Annotated in this window: 20 protein-coding genes; 12 read left to right on the forward strand and 8 right to left on the reverse strand. The window is 52.6% G+C overall.

The window, feature by feature from the left end:
- The first annotated feature begins 102 nt into the window (after positions 1 to 102).
- The 7 genes from ACW73I_RS01190 to ACW73I_RS01220 all read left to right on the forward strand — a co-directional run bounded on the left by ACW73I_RS01190 (position 103) and on the right by ACW73I_RS01220 (position 3,343).
- Positions 103 to 339 carry a thioredoxin family protein gene (locus tag ACW73I_RS01190; protein WP_458027363.1) on the forward strand — a complete coding sequence of 79 codons (237 nt, stop codon included), beginning with the start codon at positions 103 to 105 and terminating at the stop codon, positions 337 to 339.
- Positions 340 to 349: 10 nt separating this feature from the next.
- Positions 350 to 538, forward strand: coding sequence for a hypothetical protein (locus ACW73I_RS01195; protein WP_458027364.1), 189 nt, complete (start codon positions 350 to 352; stop codon positions 536 to 538).
- Positions 539 to 541: 3 nt separating this feature from the next.
- Entirely contained in the window at positions 542 to 901 is a 360-nt protein-coding gene (locus ACW73I_RS01200; protein WP_458027365.1) for a hypothetical protein, read from the forward strand.
- Positions 902 to 1,108: 207 nt separating this feature from the next.
- The gene (locus ACW73I_RS01205) at positions 1,109 to 1,369 is read left to right on the forward strand and encodes a DUF2024 family protein (protein ID WP_458027366.1); all 261 of its coding nucleotides are present in this window, start codon (positions 1,109 to 1,111) and stop codon (positions 1,367 to 1,369) included.
- 176 nt (positions 1,370 to 1,545) lie between these two features.
- Positions 1,546 to 1,746 carry a carbonic anhydrase gene (locus tag ACW73I_RS01210; protein ID WP_458027367.1) on the forward strand — a complete coding sequence of 67 codons (201 nt, stop codon included), beginning with the start codon at positions 1,546 to 1,548 and terminating at the stop codon, positions 1,744 to 1,746.
- 283 nt (positions 1,747 to 2,029) lie between these two features.
- Positions 2,030 to 2,626 carry a MarR family winged helix-turn-helix transcriptional regulator gene (locus ACW73I_RS01215; RefSeq protein ID WP_458027368.1) on the forward strand — a complete coding sequence of 199 codons (597 nt, stop codon included), beginning with the start codon at positions 2,030 to 2,032 and terminating at the stop codon, positions 2,624 to 2,626.
- A gap of 273 nt (positions 2,627 to 2,899) precedes the next feature.
- A complete protein-coding gene (locus tag ACW73I_RS01220) occupies positions 2,900 to 3,343 on the forward strand; it encodes a DUF1499 domain-containing protein (RefSeq protein ID WP_458027369.1) in 444 nt (147 codons plus the stop codon).
- 74 nt (positions 3,344 to 3,417) lie between these two features.
- Here the strand turns inward: ACW73I_RS01220 and ACW73I_RS01225 are convergent, their stop codons facing one another.
- From ACW73I_RS01225 to ACW73I_RS01235, 3 genes are all read right to left on the reverse strand, one after another.
- Positions 3,418 to 3,861 carry a dirigent protein gene (locus tag ACW73I_RS01225; protein WP_458027370.1) on the reverse strand — a complete coding sequence of 148 codons (444 nt, stop codon included), beginning with the start codon at positions 3,859 to 3,861 and terminating at the stop codon, positions 3,418 to 3,420.
- A 13-nt stretch (positions 3,862 to 3,874) separates the two neighbouring features.
- Complete coding sequence (locus tag ACW73I_RS01230) at positions 3,875 to 4,381, reverse strand: DUF1993 domain-containing protein (RefSeq protein ID WP_458027371.1); 507 nt, start codon at positions 4,379 to 4,381, stop codon at positions 3,875 to 3,877.
- Between the two features lie 93 nt (positions 4,382 to 4,474).
- The gene (locus ACW73I_RS01235) at positions 4,475 to 6,253 is read right to left on the reverse strand and encodes a hypothetical protein (RefSeq protein ID WP_458027372.1); all 1,779 of its coding nucleotides are present in this window, start codon (positions 6,251 to 6,253) and stop codon (positions 4,475 to 4,477) included.
- Between the two features lie 423 nt (positions 6,254 to 6,676).
- Here ACW73I_RS01235 and ACW73I_RS01240 point away from each other — a divergent pair, with 423 nt between their 5' ends.
- The 5 genes from ACW73I_RS01240 to ACW73I_RS01260 all read left to right on the forward strand — a co-directional run bounded on the left by ACW73I_RS01240 (position 6,677) and on the right by ACW73I_RS01260 (position 15,129).
- Positions 6,677 to 8,044, forward strand: coding sequence for a cytochrome P450 (locus ACW73I_RS01240; RefSeq protein ID WP_458027373.1), 1,368 nt, complete (start codon positions 6,677 to 6,679; stop codon positions 8,042 to 8,044).
- Positions 8,045 to 8,475: 431 nt separating this feature from the next.
- A complete protein-coding gene (locus ACW73I_RS01245; RefSeq protein WP_458027374.1) occupies positions 8,476 to 9,936 on the forward strand; it encodes a DUF3375 domain-containing protein in 1,461 nt (486 codons plus the stop codon).
- A complete protein-coding gene (locus ACW73I_RS01250; RefSeq protein ID WP_458027375.1) occupies positions 9,936 to 10,550 on the forward strand; it encodes a DUF4194 domain-containing protein in 615 nt (204 codons plus the stop codon). Before ACW73I_RS01245 ends, ACW73I_RS01250 begins: the two co-directional genes overlap by 1 nt.
- The gene (locus ACW73I_RS01255; RefSeq protein WP_458027376.1) at positions 10,547 to 13,924 is read left to right on the forward strand and encodes an ATP-binding protein; all 3,378 of its coding nucleotides are present in this window, start codon (positions 10,547 to 10,549) and stop codon (positions 13,922 to 13,924) included. Before ACW73I_RS01250 ends, ACW73I_RS01255 begins: the two co-directional genes overlap by 4 nt.
- A 20-nt stretch (positions 13,925 to 13,944) precedes the next feature.
- Positions 13,945 to 15,129 (forward strand): DUF3322 domain-containing protein, encoded by a 1,185-nt coding sequence (locus tag ACW73I_RS01260; RefSeq protein ID WP_458027377.1) that lies wholly within the window; start codon positions 13,945 to 13,947, stop codon positions 15,127 to 15,129.
- A 40-nt stretch (positions 15,130 to 15,169) separates the two neighbouring features.
- Here ACW73I_RS01260 and ACW73I_RS01265 read toward each other — a convergent pair whose 3' ends face one another.
- The 5 genes from ACW73I_RS01265 to ribF all read right to left on the reverse strand — a co-directional run bounded on the left by ACW73I_RS01265 (position 15,170) and on the right by ribF (position 21,514).
- The gene (locus ACW73I_RS01265) at positions 15,170 to 16,708 is read right to left on the reverse strand and encodes a SpoVR family protein (RefSeq protein ID WP_458027378.1); all 1,539 of its coding nucleotides are present in this window, start codon (positions 16,706 to 16,708) and stop codon (positions 15,170 to 15,172) included.
- Positions 16,705 to 17,964: a YeaH/YhbH family protein gene (locus ACW73I_RS01270; protein WP_458027379.1), complete on the reverse strand. Its 1,260-nt coding sequence runs from the start codon at positions 17,962 to 17,964 to the stop codon at positions 16,705 to 16,707. Before ACW73I_RS01270 ends, ACW73I_RS01265 begins: the two co-directional genes overlap by 4 nt.
- Positions 17,965 to 18,096: 132 nt before the next feature.
- The gene (locus ACW73I_RS01275; protein WP_458027380.1) at positions 18,097 to 20,016 is read right to left on the reverse strand and encodes a PrkA family serine protein kinase; all 1,920 of its coding nucleotides are present in this window, start codon (positions 20,014 to 20,016) and stop codon (positions 18,097 to 18,099) included.
- A gap of 335 nt (positions 20,017 to 20,351) precedes the next feature.
- Positions 20,352 to 20,579 (reverse strand): DUF1289 domain-containing protein, encoded by a 228-nt coding sequence (locus ACW73I_RS01280; RefSeq protein ID WP_458027381.1) that lies wholly within the window; start codon positions 20,577 to 20,579, stop codon positions 20,352 to 20,354.
- On the reverse strand, positions 20,576 to 21,514 hold the full coding sequence (gene ribF, locus ACW73I_RS01285; RefSeq protein ID WP_458027471.1) for a bifunctional riboflavin kinase/FAD synthetase: 939 nt from the start codon (positions 21,512 to 21,514) through the stop codon (positions 20,576 to 20,578). Before ribF ends, ACW73I_RS01280 begins: the two co-directional genes overlap by 4 nt.
- Positions 21,515 to 21,531: the final 17 nt, after the last annotated feature.

Consider the following 21,531-nt stretch of genomic DNA (forward strand, 5'->3'; position numbering starts at 1 on the left):
CCGTTATAGCGATTTTATTAATAGCGATTCGAATATATTTTGACAGGCATCGATTTTGTTTTATTATAGCGATTCGCTACTTAATAAACCGGAGGTAATCTTATGTCGAGAGCGACCTTTTATCATGCCGGCTGCCCCGTGTGTTTGGGAGCCGAACAAATGATTCTTAACACCATTGATAACAGTAAATATTCATTAGAAATCGTTCATTTGGGTGAAGATGCAAGCCGCATTCGCGAAGCCGAATCGATCGGCGTTAGCTCCGTACCCGCACTCGTCGTTGACGATCAAGTATTTCACATTAATTTCGGCGCCGACCTGTCCGATTTAAAACCATAAAGGATTAATCATGACTGAACAAACTGCACCCGAAAAAGATCATTTTGTACTTTATCTCGCCATTGGAGCAATCGCTTTGGTAGGCGTGATTATCGCAGTCAAACTGAATGAAAACGAAAAGTTTGAGCCTATCAAACAACAACTTGCCGAAGAGCAGCAGCAAATGAATATTCGCGTCGTTAAAGAATACGAGGACTAGATTATGTATAAGTCACTAATAAGCGGATTGTGGTTGGTTTTTGCCGTCAATCTTTCCGCAAATGCAACCGAATATATTTATCGGGACATCATGGCTAACACATTGCCCACTGCCCAGTGCAATATCGAATCTGTCGCAAAAGACGTGGCGAGCAAGGATTCGACACTACAACGCTATGGCAAGCGGTTTTGTCAAACCCAAGGATATGGTTGGCATCTCGATTCGGTAAAAGAAAACGGAAATACGGAATGTAGCGTTTGCCCGGATAGTGACGACAAACAGAAATGTCATCAAGAGGACGTTGTGGTTGCATGCAAACGCATTAAGCCTGGAACTGTAGGCATGCTACCCGGTAAGGGCTAGAGTATTTTAAAGCACCAGCCGCATGCCCCGTGCAAGCAATCGGTCCGCTGCGCGCAAGTCGTTGCCCCCAAGGCGATTTGCGGACGTTTTTGGTGATGCCGGGCACACACCCCGTCATCACCTTCAACCGGAACCGATTGCGCGATAGAGAAATGAAGCGCTTTCTATCCAGCGTTATTTGGCTCAATTAAATAAAAGAGGCCTGCCATGAAAATATATGTTTTTGATACCTACGTTCAGGCGCATGATTCTCACACCATGCATTTTGATGTGTTCCTGCCGGAAAACGATATCGAAAAAGCCATTCAGTTTGCCAAAGAATGGCTAACATCGGTTGGAGAACACGATGCGGTAGTCACCAGCCGGGAATGCCGGTTTTGCCACTTCGAAGAATCGCCTGATTATCTGGTCGATCAAATCACAAAACAGGGCTATTTCATTTATCAAATGGAAGGCTGTCCCGGTTAACGCAGACCGATTCTGACGAACAAAGCCGAAAAGTTGCTTCTACATCACAAGGCCCGGGTCTCAGGACTTGATTAACAGAAACCCAGGTTTCTTTTCGGCTCCGGCGAAAGAATAACATCCGGAATTGCTTTGGATTGGCCGTTCAAATAGGGAAGTACCGGCATATACGCTTATTAATGCCAAGCCCTGAGAAATTTTTGTTCACCGCAATATCGCCAACCAATTCATCTTCACCGATTTCAATTGCCTACGCGTGCCGCAAACTGAAAAATAAACATATCATTGTTAGCGGTCATTATGGATGCGGCGGCATAAAGGCCGCTTTGCAACAAGAATCGAGTCGATTTATCCTTATGTTGACCGATATGAACCGTTGAAATGGGCGGCGTAATCAGAAAGTTAGACACTAAATTTCCGACATAACAGCTAAGTCTGCTGTTTCATACTATTCAGAGCGCCGGTTTTTAACAAGTCCTTGAATAAAATCCATTCAAAAAAAAGAGTCAACTCCTTGCCTCAAATTAACCGGATCCAAAAAACGTTCAAATCCGATATTGATTATTGAAGAGTTAGAGTTGACTCCAGGCCGAGTGCTATGAAATAATTTCGATTCGATATTATAAAACAGTATCTACTTTGTCAACTTTATCTAGGGAACTGATGAAAAATCTAATCGAACCAGACTTGGAACTTTATGATTTGTTTGACAATTTGGCCGCGTTAATCCGGGCCGAGGAGAGGAAAAAGTGTGTGGAACTCGGGTTGCAACCCATCCATCTTCAGATTCTGAACTACTTGTTTCGTGCCAATGATTACAACAATACGCCGGGCGCCACGGCTAGCTATTTGGGAATTACCCGGGGCCCGGCGTCACAATCGTTGATCGTCCTGGAAAAGAAAGGGTTGGTCGAAAAGGTTGCAGACCCTGAAGATAGGCGCCTTGTGCACCTACGTTTACTACCCAAGGGAATCGAATTTTTAAAACGCGCAAGGCCGGTAAACTTGTTCAAGAGCATTAATTCCTTATGGAAAAAGGAAACAATGAGTAATGTGACGCCTAAGGACTTCTTCCGGAAAACCCTCATTGAGTTGCAAAAAGCGAATGCATCTCAGGCTTTTGGCACGTGTAAAAACTGTCAAAGCTTCTCCGGAGTGCAAGATGGCTTTTATTGCCGCTTGATACGAGAACCCTTAAGCCAAGAAGATTCGGAGAAAATTTGCCAGGATTATGTATCCAAAATCGACGCGACTAATTGAATACATTGTAACGGTCAACACTTTTCCGAACGCATGGGGCAAAGCCGCGCTTTGAGTTGTAACTCGTCGTCAGCGGCAGACAAACCCCACCGCTTTAAACAAGCCGCTGAATGGCGAGCCAATAGAAATGCCGGAAGCCGCCCTGAGAAAACGCCATCCTCAAGACCGGCCCTTCAATCATTTTATTCGTTCAGATATCCGATAGTGATAGACAAAGCCCGGTTTGCGGTTTACAAGATAGCCGGGCCTCTTAGTTTTCGGTAAGCAAAAGCAATGAATACACGAATTTTAATTGCCATGGTCGGCGTTATTACGCTAACGGGATGTACCGGCACCATACCCGAACTAGGTGTCAATAGCGGCAAGCTGTTGCCTTGCCCGAAAACACCGAATTGTGTAAGCAGTCAGGCTGCCGATGACGAGCATTTTATTGAACCGTTGCATTACGGTGGGACTCGGCAGGAGGCGCGAAATCGTTTATTGCAGATCATCAAGTCCGAAAAGCGTACGAGGATTTTGGCCTTCAACGAAGATTACATTCGGGCCGAGTTTACCTCCGCCGTGTTCCGATTTGTCGACGATGTGGAGTTTTATCTTCCGGAAAAACAAACCGAACAGGCGCTTGTTCAGATACGATCGGCTTCCCGCATCGGATATTCCGACCTCGGGACCAACCGAGAGCGAATCGAGCGGATTCGGGGCAAATTCAACGATTAGAGCACCGGTCTGTTGCGCTTTGCCTTTAAGAGCTGTGCCCTGCTTTTTTCAAACCGATTTGCCAGATCCCGCAACTACCTGATCCTATAGCGTAAAGTTTGCGTAAATGTACCGTCGCCGTTGTTGACGGATTGCATTTGACCGCTAATGCCTTGATATCGGCCGGTGCCGCCGATAATCGCAATGTCCGATTTGCCTCTATCTGTTTCCCGTCCGGCAACCTGAATGCTGCCTTGGTCTAAGGTCAAGGTCCATTGACATTGGAAGTATTCGCCGACCTTGGTACGTATGCAAACACCGCTGTTATTTCCAATTTGCCGACCTTGTTTATCGCGTAACGGCTGGTCGAATGTCAGCATATCGCCCGCAGAGTCTCCGGGGCCGCCGAGGTCGACCAAGCTTGCTTTATGACTTCTCGCATCGGCTATGGTCACAAGCGTTTGAAGTTCGTCTCCCGTGCAGGCGCAAGCCATGACCGCAAAACCGGTTAATAGAGTACGGTTAAAAAGGTTAGGCATCCGATTGTTCCCCCTATTCATTGTCGAGGTAGTCTTTTTTACCGAGTTCCACACCATGATGCCGGAGTATGGCATAGGCCACGGTCAGGTGAAAATAGAAATGCGGAAGGATATTCTCCAATAAATAATCCTGTCCCGGATAGACGACTTCTTTATCCTCCACCTTGAACTTGATCGGCTTGTCGTAGCTGTTGTCGATTGGCGCTCTATCGATTTCCCGCAAAAACTCGATCGTTCGGCTGGTTCTGTTCTTTAACTCGGAAAAGGTGATTTCGTTGTCTGCATAATACGGCGTCACGATTCCGGCCAAGCGGGCAGCGCAGGTTCCGGCCATATCGGCGACTATCTGAATTTGCCGGCTTAGCGGATACATGTCCGGTGCCAGCCGGGCATTCAACATAACGCTTTCGTCGATTTTTCCGCCGTCAGCGTGAATGCGGGCTTTATCGATCATCAAGCATAAATTGCCCAGCATACGGATAAATTGGGGAATGGACGCCTGGTACATGGAAATAGTCATTTGGCTTTACACCTTAGCGATTGGCATCGTAAGTAAACATAAGCGACTTTAGCATGGCCCGATGAAATTCCCTTGCATGAGTTATCGGTCATATCAAGGTAGCGGTCTTCGCGTTTCGCGGAACCAAGCCCGGTATCGTTCCATTTTTGCCCGCTGCTCCGCCGGCGCATGGCGCCGGCAGGATGCATATTCCTTGGTTCCCGGTTTGGCGCCCCAGCGGATTTCGGGGCAGTCATTGGGGTTATAGGCCATCTCGAACGCCGGTTTCCTTGCCAATACTTCAGCTACGCTCAGCTCCCATGTACTCCCGTCCGAGCGAGTGTAATCGATACTGCGATCCCGAATGTATCCGGCGTGAGCGCGCAGAACTTCGGCCGCTGCCTGTTCGGGATTTTTGCCGGGCATCACGAATAGTTCCGGATGACGTACGATGGACTGCGGAAAGTCGTTCAGTACCTTGATCGCAATCAGCAGGCGCATGTCGCGTGCGGGCGTAGAGTAATCCTCCCAAGGCCCGACCGTCTGAAAAATAGCGCCGCCGCCGGGCATCGGTATCACTTTGCCGGGATTTTTACGGACATAGGCCTCGCCGTTGCTCACGGAGTTTACCCGGGTTTGCAATTGCTCTAGCAAAGCGTCCAAAGTAGCTTCATAAGCTTGAATCGGATCAAGCCCGCTGGGATTGACCAGTTTGGCCAGTTTTGCGTAAAAATCGTCCGGCGAAAGTTTCTGCTGCGCTAACGAAAACGGAAAGAAACCCGGATGATCGGTCAGTTCTTCGTTAGTGAGCAGCCGCCATCCGTTTGCCGGATTGCGAACCAAAGGGCGGAAAGCCTTGAATCCGGGTCCGGCGTTCTTCACTTGGGCAAACAGCAATGTCCCTTGCCAGACCCGCTTTCTGGCGACGGTATTGTCCGGTTGAGCATCGGCCACCAACAGCATGCCGGGCCGGTCTTCCGACTGCGGCAACCATTTAACGAGCACCAGCACGTGTCCGTAAGGGTCCGCATAGACTGTCCCCGGCCACAAGGTTTCGCGGCTGAGGGCTACGGGATACATATCGCTCGACTCATCCTCAAGTCCGGTTCGGGCGGAACCGGAATGAACCGCATTCACCAATTGATTGTAGATTTCGCGAAAGGTGGATTGCGGGCGGGAGCGGCGGACGAACTCCGACTTGACCGTAGCCGCCCCGCAACGCGGCGCGGCTTTGGCCGAGCCTCGCCCGCAATTGCGGAAAGCGATGGGCAGGCCGACCTTCCAAGCGAAATAAGCTCGCAAAATGTAAGGCAAATCGGCGCAGTCGGGGCTTAACGGCAGATTTTTGTCTTCGTTAAACCCGAGGTGGTTGTATAAAAAATTACGCTGGGCATTGCGCAACACCGGCTCCAAGGACGGAAAACTCAGATTTTGTTTCGGCGGTGCGTCGAATAGCGCTTCGATCCAGGCGGAATAAAAGGCTTCGGTGGCCAGCCCCCATGTCATGGGGCTCTCCGGCGCGTTCGAACCGCCAACGACGAGACGATGGCAAGCCGTACGTTGTCCGTCTCGGCCGGCCGATATTGAATATACGCCCTTGCTCAGTCCCGCCAATTCGGCGACCAAGCTCCAAGGCGGTCCGCCTAGGCGTTTGAACTTCAGGTTTTCATGCCGGCCGTCTCTGTCGGTAAGGCTCAGTTCGGACAAGGGACCGTCGGTGGATACGGCCATGATCTTGACCACGCTATCGATTGCGGGATTCCGCGGAGAAATCCAAATATGAGTTTCGCCGGATTCACCGCATGAATCATTCGCAACGAACGCCGCCGAAGCGTTAAACGACAATAACAAGCAGGCAAGGAAATGTTGAAATAATTTAACTTTGATAGCCATGGATGCGCCTTTTTACTATCGTTTAGGATATCCTCCAAAATAACTTCCCGATATGGCAATAGTCACTGGGGACGTACCGAGTGAGGATGTCGGCAGCAAGGACGCTGCCGTCAAGCCCCCATGGAAGGGTTCACGGCGTTCCTCATTCGGTATGCCCCAGGGTTCGCACCGGCAAAACGGGAAGTGGTTTTTGGCCAAATTCTTACTTTAATACATGACGTTTGAGTCAATCGACCACTCCGATAGGGTGTGTCAATCAATACCGGCTACCGACAAGTTACGCCTTAAACTCGTGGTAGCGTTTAGATAGGTTTTTTTGATTTAATCGAACGCCGTATGTTCAAAGATTTAGTATTCCGCAATACCAAGCCATTGACGAATCCGCAACTTAATGTAGCCGCAATTTTTTAATGTCCCGCCGACATGCCGAAATATAAATTCGTTCCCCAAGCCAAAGGTGATTTTCTTTTAGGCAATTTTCGCCAGCTCAAAGCCGATTCGTTTGGCGCTCTTTGCCGATGGCAGCGCGAATACGGCGATTTAGTCGGATTCAGGATCGGCGCTCAACAGTTCTATATGTTCAGCCATCCGGCCCTGATCGAAGAAGCGCTGATCAAGCAAGCGGACGTCTTCGTCAAAATGTACGATCCCAAAAAGCCCAGAGGCTTGGAACTGGTATTGGGGGAAGGCTTGGTTACCAGCAAGGGCGAATTGTGGCAAAAGCAACGGGGCCTTATGCAGCCGGTATTTCAGCGCAAGAATTTGAGCGCTTTGTTACCGCAGTTCGGGATGGCCGGCGAGGACATGCTGCAACGTTGGCGACGACTCGGCAACGGCGCCGAAGTTAACTTGTCCGATGAAATGACGTGTTTGACCTTGGAAGTCATCACTCAGACCATGTTCGGGACCAGCGTGCTCGACCAAGTCGAGCGGATTGCGTCAGCATTGGATACGGCACTTAGATTCGCCGCCCGATCCATGATCAGCCCGGTCGCGGTACCGTTGGCGATACCGATACCGTCCAATCTTAAATTCAAGCAAGCGATGGGCGTCTTGGACGAAATTATTTTTCGCATTATCCGGGAGCGCCGCAGCAGACCGTCCGAACGCCCCAATTTGCTGGATATGCTGTTGCAAGCGCTCAAACCGGAAAGCAACGAACCGACGGCGTCTAAACAGATTCGCGACGAAGTGATCACGATTTTCAGCGCCGGCCATGAAACCACGTCGAATCTTCTGACCTGGACATTTTATTTGCTGGCAAAACACCCGCCGGTTCTCGGCGCACTGCGCCGTGAAATCCAAGATACGCTCGGCGGAAAACAATTGACTTTCGACCATCTAGCGAAGCTTAACTATACCAAAGCCGTTCTGAACGAATCCTTGCGCATACGTCCGCCGGTCGGGATCATGATGCGCAAAACAAACCGGGATACCGAAGTCGGCGGCTATCGCCTTAAGGCCGGCAGCTTGGTGATTTTCAACGTTTACAATGTCCATCATCACGGCGGTTTATGGCGTGAACCGGAACGCTTCGATCCCGAGCGCTTCTTAAGCAGCGAAAGCCGGCGATTATCCTTCATGCCTTTCGGCGCCGGCGAACGCATCTGCATCGGCAATCATTTTGCGATGCTGGAAAGCCAGGTATTACTGGCCATGATCATTCGAGAGTACGACTTCGAATTACTGAACCCGGCGGAAGCCGAAATCGAGATGATGGTCAGCCTCCGGCCCAAAGGCGGCGTGCCGGTTAGAATATGGGCGCGTCGTTCCAACGAAGGCAACAAATAAACATTCCGGCCCGGCCGTACGCGATTCGATCGGGTTTCATCGGTCACAAGCGGGTCAATGGGTTTTAAAATCGCCGAGCCGGTAGCTGCAAAAGCCGGAAACCGGTTCGATTTTCATGATTCGCTGGACCAGGCGGCGCGAAAAGTATCATTTATTTCGGAGTATGCAGTGCAAACAGTTAACTTGCTTCAGTTAAAGCCATCGTTATCGCGGCCGGTCCAAATCGTAGCGCAATCGAAGGCGCTCGAAATCATCATCGCCTGGAACCGGCGACAGCCGGTCAGGCCGCGGGCGACAGTCGCGGCAACTTCTGTTAGGCGCGTCGGCGGCACCGAAAATTGGTTCGTCTTTCCGGCGAAACCGAAACATTGCGTATGGCAGTCAATAAGATTGACGTTATCCGGTTATCGGAGCGATTTGGTGGTAGACCGATGGTTTTGAACTACTCCGCTCTGGAAGCCCTCCGTAGCCACCATCCGGCCTGGCGATTGCTGCGGTCGGACCATGCGCCGTTGATTGCCGCGTTTTTGCATAATGCTTTCGTCGTTCCTAATAAACGGGTCATTGCCGCAGCCGATTTGGCCGAGGCCTTGGAAGACCAGCTTTACGCCTTGCGCGAAAGTCTCGGTCCCGAATCCTTTCCCAAATCAGCCGCCGAATACTTGAACGACTGGTCGGGCCCGGACAAAGGCTGGCTGCGCAAGTTTTACCGACAGGGTTCGGACGAGGCCCAATTCGATTTGACGCCGGCCACCGAAAAAGCCATCGCCTGGCTGGAAAGCCTAGGCGAGCGCAGTTTCGTCGGTACCGAATCGCGGCTTTTGACTCTGTTCGAACTCCTGAAACAAATGAGCGCAGGCAGCGAAACCGACCCGGAAAAGCGCATCGCCGAACTGAAGAAAAAACGCGACGAAATTGATGCCGAAATCGCCGGCATAACGGCCGGCGAGGTAGTTCTGCTGGACGACACGGCATTGAAAGACCGCTTCCAGCAATTCATGCAGATGGCGCGCGAGCTCTTGGCGGATTTTCGCGAGGTCGAGCAAAATTTCCGGATGCTGGACAGAAGAGTCAGGGAACGCATCGCGTTGTGGGAGGGTTCCAAGGGCGAATTGCTGGAGGAAATCATGGGCGAGCGCGATGCGATTGCCGATTCCGATCAAGGCAGAAGCTTCAGGGCGTTTTGGGATTTTCTGATGTCCAGCCGCCGCCAGGAGGAATTGACGGAGTTGTTGGAACGGGTATTGTCGCTGGAAGCCATCAAAACACTGAAACCGGACGGCCGTACCTGGCGCGTGCATTACGATTGGCTGGAGGCCGGCGAACACACGCAACGCACCGTCGCCCAGCTTTCCCAGCAACTCAGGCGTTTTCTGGACGACAAGGCTTGGCTGGAAAACCGCCGCATCATGGATATCCTGCGCGGCATAGAGACCAAGGCCCTGGCCATGCGCGAAACGCCTCCGGCCGCCGCAATCACGGACATTCCGGACATGGCGGCCAAGCCGGAGTTGCCGATGGAGCGCCCCTTGTTCACGCCTTCGGTTAAGCCAACGATAAGCGAGATCGCCGTCGAAACCGGCGATGCCGACGTTAACGTCGACGCCTTGTATTCCCAGGTCGTCATAGACAAAACCCAATTGGCCAGCCATATCCGCCACGCACTGCAGGATAAATCGCAAGTCACGCTAAGCGATTTGGTAAAATCGCGGCCTTTGCGGCAAGGTTTGGCGGAGCTGGTGGCCTATTTGCAACTCGGTAGCGAACAATTTAAAACGGTATTGGACGAACATACGGAAGAGTCGATCACTTGGCAAATCCCCGACGCGTACGGCGAAACCGTTATTGAACGCCGTGCCCGCCTGCCGCGTATCATCTATGTCAGAAGTTGATGGATAACCATATTACAACGGAACAAGAAAGCAATTTGCCGGCGTTGGCGGTCACCTTGCTGAAAAGCGTCGTCTATCGGGAAAGCAACGCGCGTTTATGGTCGGACTTGATGCAATTGCAGGCGCGGGTACGCGATTATATGGCGGTGATCGGCTTGGAGTTGGTATTGGACGAAGCCGAAGGTTACGCCTTTTTGCGTTCAAAAACCGAAGCCGGTGACGAAGCCGAAACGTTGCCGCGCTTAATCGCGCGGCGGCCGTTATCGTTTTCGGTCAGTTTATTGCTGGCCTTGTTGCGCAAGAAGCTGGCCGAGTTCGACGCCGCCGGCGGCGACACATTACTGGTGCTTACGCGAGACGAAATCGTCGAGCTGATCCGGGTGTTTTTGCCGGACAGCAGCAACGAGGCGCGCTTGATCGACCAAATCGAAACCCAAATCAACAAAGTCGCCGAACTGGGTTTCTTGCGTAAACTCAAAGCCGGTTCGGCCAACAGCTACGAAGTCAGGCGCATCTTGAAAGCCTACGTCGACGCCCAATGGCTGGCCGATTTCGACGCCAAATTGGAGGCTTACCGGGCCGAATTGAGTGGCGGCGGAGAGGAGAAGCAGTGAACGAACCTTACACCTTGGAACTCGATTTCGTAGCCGAAGACGCCCTGTCCGGTTTTCGGTTGATGCGCTTGGAAGTCCTGAATTGGGGCACCTTCGACGGCCGGGCTTGGACCTTGAAACTGGACGGCAGAAACGGCCTGCTCACCGGCGATATCGGTTCCGGCAAGTCGACGCTGGTCGATGCGGTGACGACCTTGCTGGTGCCCTCGCACCGGGTGGCATACAACAAAGCCGCCGGCGCCGATGCCAAGGAACGCAGCCTGCGCTCCTACGTGTTGGGCCATTACAAGTCCGAGCGCAACGAAGTCACCGGCACTGCCAAGCCCGTAGCCTTGCGCGAAGCCGGCAGCTATTCGGTGATACTTGGCGTTTTCCATAACGCCGGCTATGACAAGACCGTCACGCTGGCGCAGGTGTTCTGGTTGAAAGACAGCCAAGGCCAGCCGGCCCGATTTTACGTCGGCGCCGAGCGCGAATTGACCATCGCCGACGACTTTGCCCGTTTCGGCTCCGACATCAATCGATTGCGGAAACGTTTGCGCGATTCGGGTGCGAGCATAGAAGACAGCTTCAGCAAATACGGCGCCTGGTTTCGCAGGCGCTTGGGCATAGACAACGAACAGGCGATGGAATTGTTTCATCAAACCGTATCGATGAAATCGGTCGGCAATTTGACCGACTTCGTGCGCAGCCATATGTTGGAACCTTTCGATACCGTATCGCGCATCCATGCGTTGATCGCTCATTTCGACGACCTGAACCGGGCCCACGAAGCGGTATTGAAAGCCAAGCGCCAAGTGGAACTGTTGACGCCGTTGACGTCGGATTGCGGCCGGCACGACGAGCTCGGCGCCGACATCGCCCGGCTGCGCCAGGCCCGCGATGCGCTCAGAAGCTATTTTTCCCGCTTGAAACTGGCCTTGCTCGAAAAGCGGTTGGTTTTGCTGCAAGACGATTGGGACAGGCAGAATGCCCAAGTCAAGCGCTTGGAAACGCAGCGCGGCGGGCAAAACCTGAAAGTCTCGGAATTAAAACAGGCCGTAGCCCAAAACGGCGGCGACCGTTTGGAACGCCTGAAGGCCGATATCAAAGCTAAGGAAAAAGCCAGAGATTGGCGCAAACAACGGGCCGACCGCTATGCGGAATTGTTGCGGCAAGTCGGAGAACGACCCGCCGCCGATGATGCGGCGTTTTTGCTGCAACGCAAGCAATGGTCGGCGAGAGCGGAAAGCCTAAAACAAGAAAGTGCGGAATTGGAAAACCGCGAACGCGAGTACGATTTCAACTTTCGAACGATCCGTGATCAACACAAGGATTTGTTGGAAGCGATTGCCGCCTTGAAAACCCGGCGCAGCAACATCGAGCAGGCGCAAATCGCGATACGGGCGGCCTTGTGTCAGGCTCTGAACTTGGCCGAAGACGATATGCCTTTCGCCGGCGAATTATTGCAAGTGCACGGCGACGAAAAGGATTGGGAAGGCGCGGCCGAACGTTTGTTGCGGAATTTCGGCTTGTCCATGCTGGTGCCGGACCGGCATTATGCGGCCGTGGCCGATTGGGTCGACCGTAACCATTTGAAGGGACGCTTGGTTTATTTTCATGTGCGGCCGCCGCGGCGCACGGAGCTGCCCGACTTGCACCGTGATTCCTTGGTGCGCAAACTGGCGATCAAACCGGATTCGCCGTTTTACGCTTGGCTGGAACGCGAATTGGCTCACCGTTTCGACGTGGCTTGCTGCGAAACGCAGGAGCAGTTTCGCCGAGAACAGCGGGCGGTCACCCGAACCGGTCAGATCAAAGATCCGACAGGTCGCCACGAAAAAGACGACCGCCACCGTATAGACGACCGCGGCCGCTATGTGCTGGGCTGGAGTAACGCGGCCAAGATTGCCGCGCTCGAAGGCCAAGCCGGACGGCAGGAAAAGCAAATCGCCGATATCGGCGGCCGAATCGGCGCATTGCAAGCCGAGCGCAAAGCCCTGCTCGACGGCTTGGCGGTGTTGGCGAGATTGGAAGAATTCGACCAATTCGAAGACTTGGATTGGCCCAGCGTGGCCGCCGACATCGCCCATTTGGCAGAAGAGCTCCGCCGGCTGGAATCGGCATCGGATTTGTTACGCCAGTTGACCGATCAGTTGAAAGAGGTCGAAGAAGAGCTGAGCCGGACCGAAGCCGCGTTGGAGGAAGCCCGAGACAAGCGCTCCAAGGCCGAGCAAAAACGCCAGAGCGCCGAAGAACTCAAAGAACAAACGCTGCCGCAAATAACAGCCGACGCCGAATCCTTGCTTGCCAAATTGGATGCGATACGCGCCGAAGCTTTGGGCGAGCATCAATTGACGGTCGAGTCTTGCGACAACCGCGAGCAGGATACAAGGACGTGGCTGCAGACGCGCATCAACAACGAAGAAGCCAAACTAAACCGGCTGCGCGACCGAATCATCCAGGCGATGATGACTTTCAAGGACGAATTCAAACTGGAGACCGCCGAATTCGACGCCAGCCTGGAAGCGGCCTTCGAGTACCGGAAGTTGCTGGACAAACTGGCCGGCGACGACCTGCCGCGCTTCGAAGCCCGCTTTAAGGAATTGTTGAACGAAAATACCATTCGCGAGATTGCCAACTTCAATTCTCAATTGTCGCGCGAACGCGAGACCATCAGGGAGCGCATCGGCCGCATCAACGATTCGTTGACGCAAATCGATTACAACCAGGGCCGCTACATCGTGCTGGTGTCGCAGCCCAGCCCCGACGCCGACATCCGCGATTTCCAGAGCGATCTTAGGGCCTGCACCGAAGGCGCGCTCACGGGGTCGGACGATGCGCAATATTCGGAAGCCAAATTTCTGCAAGTCAAAACCATCATCGACCGCTTCCGCGGCCGCGAAGGCTTGACCGACCAGGATAAGCGCTGGACGACCAAGGTGACCGACGTCAGGAATTGGTTTGTGTTCGCCGCCAGCGAACGCTGGCGGGCCGACGATAGCGAGCACGAACATTATTCCGATTCCGGCGGTAAATCCGGCGGACAGAAAGAAAAACTGGCCTACACGATTTTGGCGGCCAGCTTGGCTTATCAATTCGGTTTGGAGTGGGGCGCGCTGCGTTCGCGCTCGTTCCGCTTCGTCGTCATCGACGAAGCCTTCGGCCGCGGTTCCGACGAATCCGCCCAGTACGGTTTGCGCCTGTTCGAGAAGCTCAACCTGCAATTGTTGATCGTCACGCCCTTGCAGAAGATACACATCATCGAGCCCTTCGTCTCCAACGTCGGTTTCGTATTCAACGAACAGGGCCGCGCCACGCAATTGCGCAACCTGTCGATAGAAGAATACCGCGAAGAAGCCGCGCGCCGGAATGCGGCAGTCGATGGCGTTTGATTCGCGGCACGGACAAGACGATGAAATCCAACTGGACCCGCCCCGCCGATTTGCGCGCGCAAGTGCAAAAACTGTGGGACAAGGGCGAATTGCTGGCGGCTTTGCTGGACACCGAGTCCCGCTTTCCCCGGCGTTTGCTCTTGAAATGTCCGACTTCGAGCGAAATCGCCCAAGGCTTCGATGAGGTAAGGGCCTGGGCGCAAGCGCTGGTAAACGTCCGCCATTGCCGGATAGAAATGAAGACGTTTTCGCACCGGGTGTTCGGCACTAATTCCCTGCCGGCCGAGGCCTGGCTGGATGACCCGGACGACGCGTTTAGCTGGCTGGGCAAGCGCGGCGAAGCCGAAGTTTTTCAGGGCTTGGTCAGTCTGACCCGGACCCGGCAGCCCTTGTTATTGGCTTGGCTGGCCAAGAAGCCCTTGAAAGCTTTCGAGCTGGCGAATGCCTGGCCGCTGCTGCTGGACGTGGTCGCTTGGCTGCAGGCGCACCCGCGGCCCGACATTTATCTGCGTCAAGTCGATATTCCCGGAGTGCACAGCAAATTCATCGAGGCGCACCGGGCGGTATTGGCGGAATGGTTGGATCTCTGTCTACCGGAGGAAGCGATAAACACCGATGCCATTGGCGTGAGCCGCTTTGCAGCGCGTTACGGTTTCCGCGAAAAACCCGAACGCATACGCTTTCGGATTCCGGACGGTTTAATATCGCCACTAGCAGGCGCGGGAATGGCCGACGTCGCACTGGACACAAACAGTTTCGCTGCATTGCCGCCCTTGGCCGGCCGTGTGTTCATCACCGAAAACGAAACCAACTTTTTAGCTTTTCCCGCCGTACCCGGCAGTGTGGTCGTTTTCGGTGCCGGGTACGGCTGGGAAAGCTTGGCCAAGGCTGGCTGGATGGCGAATTGCAAACTATATTACTGGGGCGATATCGACACTCACGGTTTCGCGATTTTGAACCAATTACGTACCCGCTTTCCCCACGTGGAATCCTTGTTGATGGATCAGGAAGTTTTGACGGCACATGAAGCGTCATGGGGATACGAAAAAGACCAAGCATTGCAGGACTTGCCGTTTCTGACGCCGGACGAACAAAGTTTGTTTGACGCGCTGCGTTACAACCGAATCAGGAAAAACTTACGCCTGGAACAGGAATTTGTCGGTTTTAGCTGGCTCGAAAAGGCATTGGCAAAGCTTATTGTATAGTCTTGAAGCATATCGGACCGTTTTCAGCAAGCGTCTGTCTTTACGTCAAACATTCGCCAACCAGTTCGGCATGGCCGGTTTCGTCTATGCTCTCCAGATGCACGTCGTAACCCCAAAGTCGGGCGACATGGAGCAATACTTCCTCGGTGGTATCGCCCAAGGGCCGGCGATTGTGCATGTAGTGGCACAGGGTCAGCGAGCGGTCGCCGTAAACATCCGCATTCCAGACTTGAATGTTGGGCTCTCGATTGCCCAAGTTATATTGTTCGGCGAGGGTTTGGCGAATTTGCCGGTAGCCGGCGTCGTCGTGTATGGCGGCGATGGTCAGTTTGTCGTCCCGGTCGTCGTCGAGTACGGTGAACAATTTCATTTCCCGGATCAAATGCGGCGACAGGAATTGGGCGATGAAGCTTTCGTCTTTGAAATTACGCATCGCATAATCCAGCGTTTTGACCCAGTCGGAACCGGCAATATCGGGGAACCAGCGTTTATCCTCCCCGGTCGGTTCCTCGCAGATGCGGCGGAGATCGCGGAACATGGAAAAACCGAGCGCGTAGGGGTTGATGCCGCTGTAGCCGCGGTGATAGAAAGGCGGTTGATAAACGACGTTGGTGTGCGATTGCAGAAACTCCATCATGAAGCCGTCGGTCAGCTTGCCTTCGTCGTACAAATGGTTCAATAGCGTGTAATGCCAAAACGTGGCCCAGCCTTCGTTCATGACTTGAGTCTGGCGTTGCGGATAGAAATACTGGGCGATTTTTCGGACGATGCGGACGATTTCCCGTTGCCAGGGTTCCAGGCAAGGCGCATTTTTCTCGATGAAATACAGCAAGTTCTCCTGCGGTTCGGCCGGGAAGCGGCGTTCGTTTTTTTGTTCCTCGGTATCTTCTTTGGGCGGCAATGTCCGCCAAAGATCGTTCAGCTGCGATTGCAAATACGCTTCGCGTTCGCGCTGGCGGGTTTTTTCCTTTGCGATGGAAAGTTTGGCCGGGCGTTTGTAGCGGTCCACACCATGGTTCATCAATGCATGGCAGGAATCCAGAATCTCTTCGACGGCGACTTCGCCGTGCCGCTCTTCGCACTCCGATATAAAATTACGCGCAAACACCAGATAATCCAGAATACCTTCGGCGTCGGTCCAGGTACGGAATAGATAATTGTTTTTGAAGAAAGAGTTATGGCCGTAGCAGGCGTGGGCGATTACCAAAGCCTGCATGGTCATGGTGTTTTCTTCCATCAAGTAGGCGATGCAAGGATTGGAGTTGATGACGATTTCGTAGGCCAGACCCATTTGGCCCCGTTTATAACTTTTTTGAGTGGTCATGAATTGTTTGCCGAACGACCAGTGATGATAGCCTACCGGCATGCCGACCGAGGAATAGGCGTCTATCATCTGTTCGGAGGTAATGACTTCGATTTGGCTAGGATAGGTATCCAGATCGTAGTGCGCGGCAACCCGGCCGATTTCCCTGTCGTAAAGGCGCAGCAGGTCGAAGGTCCATTCGGAGTCTTCGGAAAGGGGTTGGCGGCATTTGACCGCTTGATTATCGGCCGGTACTTCGAATGATTTTTCTGTCATTTTGCGACCTTCTTCCGGAACAGTTCGCGGAATACCGGATAAATATCCTCCAGTGTCAGAATACGCTGCATCGTGAAATGGGAGCTTACCGACTTAACGTATTCGTACTCCTCCCATAGGCTCTGCGGATTCTCGGCCTGGATTTCGACATAGGCGTAATATTGCACCAAAGGTAGAAGCTTGTTGATCAGCAAGTCTCGGCAGAAAGGCGAGTCGTCGTTCCAGTTATCGCCGTCGGAGGCCTGAGCCGCGTAGATATTCCAAGCCGAGGTCGGATAGCGGTCTTGAATGATTTCATACATCAGCTCCAATGCGCTGGAAACGACCGTGCCGCCGGTTTCCCTCGACGTGAAAAAATCTTGTTCGTCAACTTCTTTGGCCATCGTATGGTGGCGAATGAATACGACTTCGATGCGTTCGTAACTGCGGGTCAGAAACAAATAAAGCAGCATGAAAAAGCGCTTGGCGATGTTTTTTCGTTCTTCGTCCATGGAGCCGGACACGTCCATTAGGCAGAACATCACTGCTTGGCTGGTGGGCTGCGGTTTGTCCACTCGGTTTGCATAACGTAAATCCCAGGTATCTAAAAACGGTACGCTAGCAATACGAGCCTTCAGTACCTCGATCTCCTTTCGCAGCTCTGCCGCTTCGGGGCTGTCGGTCTGTCCCTTCGCTTCCAGTTCGGCCAAAAGTTCCTCAGCCTCTTTAAGCTGCTGTCGCGGCCCCGCTGCCATCGCCAGACGCCGGCCGATCGCCTGTTTCATCGAGCGCACCACATGCAGGCTGGAAGGGGTGCCATCGCTGGTAAAACCGGCGCGTACCCGTTTGACTTCGGGCACGGCGGAGAGCTGCTTCTTGACCAAGTCGGGTAGAGCGAGATCTTCGAAGAAGTAGTTCATGAATTCTTCTTTGGACAATTCGAAGACGAACTCGTCCATGTCTTCCCCGTCCGGCGAGGCGCTGCCTTGACCCGAGCCGTCCTCCGGACGCTTCACGCGGTCGCCGGTCACGAATTCTTTGTTGCCGGGGTGAACGATGCTGCGGCTACCGCCTGGCCCGTGCTGGAATAAGGGTTCGCGGAGGTCCTTGGCAGGAATCGAAATTTTCTCGCCACGCTCCAAGTCCGCCACGTCTCGGCCGGATACAGCATCCGTCACCGCTTTGCGGATTTGATCCTTGAAACGGCGAAGGAAGCGCTGCCGGTTGACGGCGCTGCGGTTTTTACCTGAAAGACGGCGATCGACGAATTGATTCATAATGTTTCTGTATAAAAATTATTGCCCCTTCAAAAAAGAAGTAGTAAGGCGAAAAAACATGGCTGCCACCGTCTGATATTACACCTCTAACTTTACTAACCAAGATGAATTGAAGTGCGATCAAGTTCCGGCTCACGACGACTTTCTTGCTCTTAAAAACCATTCAGCCAACAGGCGTACTTGTTTTTCCGTGTATCCTTTGGCCACCATCCGGTCAACGAATTCGTGATGTTTTTTCTGTTCATCGCTGGAAGCCTTGGTATTGAAAGAAATCACAGGCAGCAAGTCCTCGGTATTGGAGAACATCCGCTTCTCGATGACTACGCGCAGCTTTTCGTAACTGGTCCAAGCCGGGTTCTTGCCGTGATTTTGTGCTCTCGCCCGCAACACGAAGTTGACCACCTCGTGGCGGAAGTCCTTCGGATTCGCGATGCCGGAGGATTTTTCGATTTTCTCCAATTCCGCATTAAGCTGGGCGCGATCAAGGATCTCGCCGGTATCCGGGTCTCGGAATTCCAAATCCTGGATCCACATGTCGGCATAGGTAACGTAACGGTCGAAGATATTTTGCCCATACTCGGAGTAGGATTCCAAGTAGGCGGTTTGCAGTTCTTTCTCGATGAACTCGGCATAGCGCGGCGCCAGATACTCCTTTAGATAGTTGATGTAGCGCTGTTCGACTTCGGGAGGAAACTGTTCCTGCTCGATTTGCTGTTCCAATACGTACAGCAAATGAACCGGGTTGGCCGCTACCTCGACATGGTCGAAATTGAACACCTTGGACAGGATCTTAAAAGCAAAACGGGTGGAGATACCGGTCATACCTTCATCGACACCGGCAAAATCACGATATTCCTGATAGCTTTTGGCTTTCGGATCGGTTTCCTTTAGATTTTCCCCGTCATAGATGCGCATCTTGGAATAGATGCTGGAGTTCTCGGGTTCTTTCAGTCGAGTCAATACCGAAAACTGGGCCAACATTTCCAAAGTGCCGGGTGCGCACGGCGCTTCACAGAGGGAACTGTTGTGCAGGAGCTTGTCATAGATCTTCACTTCGTCGCTGACGCGTAAACAATAAGGCACCTTGACGATGTAAATGCGGTCCAAGAACGCCTCGTTATTCTTGTTGTTGCGGAAGGTGGTCCATTCGCTCTCGTTGCTGTGAGCGAGCACAACGCCGTCGAACGGGATCGCGCCGAAACCTTCCGTACCCTTGTAGTTGCATTCCTGGGTCGCGGTGAGCAGAGGATGCAAGACTTTGATAGGCGCCTTGAACATCTCCACGAATTCCATCAGACCTTGGTTGGCAAGACACAACCCCCCCGAATAACTATAGGCATCCGGATCATCCTGAGAATATTTCTCAAGCTTACGGATATCGACCTTGCCCACCAATGAGGAAATATCCTGGTTGTTCTCATCGCCCGGCTCGGTCTTGGAAATTCCAACTTGGCTCAATATCGACGGCCAGCGCTTGATCACACGAAATTTACTGATATCACCGTTAAACTCGTGCAGGCGTTTAACGGCCCAAGGCGAAAGCACCTTGTTTAGATAGCGACGCGGAATGCCGTATTCCTGCTCCAATATATCGCCGTCCTCTACGGTCGAGAATAAGGCGAGCGGCGAGTCATTGACCGGCGAATCTTTAATTGCATAAAACGGTGTACCCTCCATCAACTGCTTGAGCTTCTCGGCCAGTGAGGACTTGCCGCCGCCTACCGGCCCAAGCAGGTAGAGAATTTGTTTCTTCTCTTCCAAACCTTGGGCGGAATGGCGGAAATACGAAACGATCTGCTCGATGGTTTCTTCCATGCCGTAGAATTCCTTAAAGGCAGGATAGATCTTGATTACTTTGTTGGAGAAGATGCGCGACAGGCGCGGGTCTTTGCGAGTGTCCACGAATTCAGGTTCGCCGATTGCCGATAGCATCCGCTCGGTCGCGCTGGCGTAGGCCATGTGATCGCTTTTACACAGATTCAGGTATTCTTCGAGGCTGTATTCCTCTTCTTCCCGGCGGTAACGGGCGGTATAGTGGTTAAATAATGTCATAGTTTCACCTCCGGTTGGATAAGATAACGATCCGTTAACTGGTTTATACGCAATGGCCATGCCAATTTGCAATCGGCCATTTGGCCTATTTATACGACCCTATTGCGCCATTTTGGTGCCACGATTTAGGAAAATAAAATCCATGCACATAACAGGGTCAATGCTGTGCAATCATGGTGCGAAATCTGTTTTGTTAGGTTTATACCTAGGATTACTTAAGCGAAACTGATTTTTTCGGAAATCTTCAACGCGCGAGTAGTTTGTGTTTTTCGATAAAGCGGCAACGGTTTATTAAGGATTCTCGTTTAAGGCCGGCTTTGATAAAAACATGTACTTCAAAATCCGTTCAACTTCAAGTCGATTTCTGAGGACTGCGCCAGATGCGTCCGTTGAAGGCGCCGATGTTTGGCGTTGACCAGAATTTCCCGCCGTTGTTCATTGCCGGCTTTTGACCAATCGCATATTTCTCGTAGCGTTCGAAAACAGCCAAGGCAAACGTCTTGCTTGTCTAAACAGCAGTTTCGGATGCAAGGCGAAGGAATGTTTTCGGTGTCATCAATCATGCATTTAAGCCTGCGAAGAAATTGCGAGCGGCTTTGACGTCGAATGCGATTTGGTCTCTTAAGTCCGTTAATGAAGAAAAACGTTTTTCGTCGCGCAGTTTGGCTTTGAAATTTACTTCGACGTAGTGGCCGTAAATATCCTGGTCGAAATCGAATAAATGGGTTTCCAACACCGGTTTTTCCCCGCCGTCGACAGTGGGTCTATTGCCGAGATTGGCGACGCCGTGTAATTCCCGGTTTCCCACGCCCGTCATCGTTACGGCGAATACGCCGACTAACGGCGTGTTTTTACGAAACATTTGCAGGTTCGCCGTTGGAAAACCCAATTGGCGCCCGCGTTTGTCGCCGTGAGCCACCCGGCCGCAAATCGAATAGTCCCGGCCCAAAAGCAGCTTTGCTTGGGCCAAGTCGCCTTCTCCCAATGCATCGCGAATCAAGGTGCTGCTAATGCGGAGGCCCTCTAATTCAAACGAATCGGTGGATTCTACGCTAAAGCCGTATTCTTCGCCGCGATGCTGCAATAAAGCAAAGTTACCCCGCCTGGCTTTGCCGAAATGAAAATCGTCGCCGATGACTAAATGCTTTAGCTGTAGTTTTTTCACCAGAATATCGAGAATGAATTTTTCGGCGTCGTAGTCGGCTAGGGTACGATTGAAAGGCAGGACCAGCAATTCGTCGATAGGCAATTTGGCGAACTGAATGACTTTTTCTCGCAAACGGGTCAAGCGAGACGGCGCGTGATCGCCCAGAAAATATTCCAAGGGCTGAGGTTCAAATACCATAGCCACCGTCGGAAGTTTTAAGCGCCTGCCATGCTCGGCTACCCGTTCGATTACCCGTTGGTGTCCCAAGTGTAGGCCGTCGAAATTGCCGATAGTCAGTATGCAGCCTCTACGTAGCGGCTCAAGGTGATTCAAACCACGAATTAAACGCATGTTTCGATAACGGTGAA

It is taken from the genome of Methylomonas sp. MgM2, from assembly GCF_054172045.1.

Coding starts and splice junctions, on each gene's coding strand:
- ACW73I_RS01190 (WP_458027363.1), top strand. CDS start 103: ATGTCGAGAGCGACCTTTTATCATGCCGGCTGCCCCGTGTGTTTGGGA.
- ACW73I_RS01195 (WP_458027364.1), top strand. CDS start 350: ATGACTGAACAAACTGCACCCGAAAAAGATCATTTTGTACTTTATCTC.
- ACW73I_RS01200 (WP_458027365.1), top strand. CDS start 542: ATGTATAAGTCACTAATAAGCGGATTGTGGTTGGTTTTTGCCGTCAAT.
- ACW73I_RS01205 (WP_458027366.1), top strand. CDS start 1,109: ATGAAAATATATGTTTTTGATACCTACGTTCAGGCGCATGATTCTCAC.
- ACW73I_RS01210 (WP_458027367.1), top strand. CDS start 1,546: ATGCCAAGCCCTGAGAAATTTTTGTTCACCGCAATATCGCCAACCAAT.
- ACW73I_RS01215 (WP_458027368.1), top strand. CDS start 2,030: ATGAAAAATCTAATCGAACCAGACTTGGAACTTTATGATTTGTTTGAC.
- ACW73I_RS01220 (WP_458027369.1), top strand. CDS start 2,900: ATGAATACACGAATTTTAATTGCCATGGTCGGCGTTATTACGCTAACG.
- ACW73I_RS01225 (WP_458027370.1), bottom strand. CDS start 3,861: ATGCCTAACCTTTTTAACCGTACTCTATTAACCGGTTTTGCGGTCATG.
- ACW73I_RS01230 (WP_458027371.1), bottom strand. CDS start 4,381: ATGACTATTTCCATGTACCAGGCGTCCATTCCCCAATTTATCCGTATG.
- ACW73I_RS01235 (WP_458027372.1), bottom strand. CDS start 6,253: ATGGCTATCAAAGTTAAATTATTTCAACATTTCCTTGCCTGCTTGTTA.
- ACW73I_RS01240 (WP_458027373.1), top strand. CDS start 6,677: ATGCCGAAATATAAATTCGTTCCCCAAGCCAAAGGTGATTTTCTTTTA.
- ACW73I_RS01245 (WP_458027374.1), top strand. CDS start 8,476: ATGGTTTTGAACTACTCCGCTCTGGAAGCCCTCCGTAGCCACCATCCG.
- ACW73I_RS01250 (WP_458027375.1), top strand. CDS start 9,936: ATGGATAACCATATTACAACGGAACAAGAAAGCAATTTGCCGGCGTTG.
- ACW73I_RS01260 (WP_458027377.1), top strand. CDS start 13,945: ATGAAATCCAACTGGACCCGCCCCGCCGATTTGCGCGCGCAAGTGCAA.
- ACW73I_RS01265 (WP_458027378.1), bottom strand. CDS start 16,708: ATGACAGAAAAATCATTCGAAGTACCGGCCGATAATCAAGCGGTCAAA.
- ACW73I_RS01270 (WP_458027379.1), bottom strand. CDS start 17,964: ATGAATCAATTCGTCGATCGCCGTCTTTCAGGTAAAAACCGCAGCGCC.
- ACW73I_RS01275 (WP_458027380.1), bottom strand. CDS start 20,016: ATGACATTATTTAACCACTATACCGCCCGTTACCGCCGGGAAGAAGAG.
- ACW73I_RS01280 (WP_458027381.1), bottom strand. CDS start 20,579: ATGATTGATGACACCGAAAACATTCCTTCGCCTTGCATCCGAAACTGC.
- ribF (WP_458027471.1), bottom strand. CDS start 21,514: ATGCGTTTAATTCGTGGTTTGAATCACCTTGAGCCGCTACGTAGAGGC.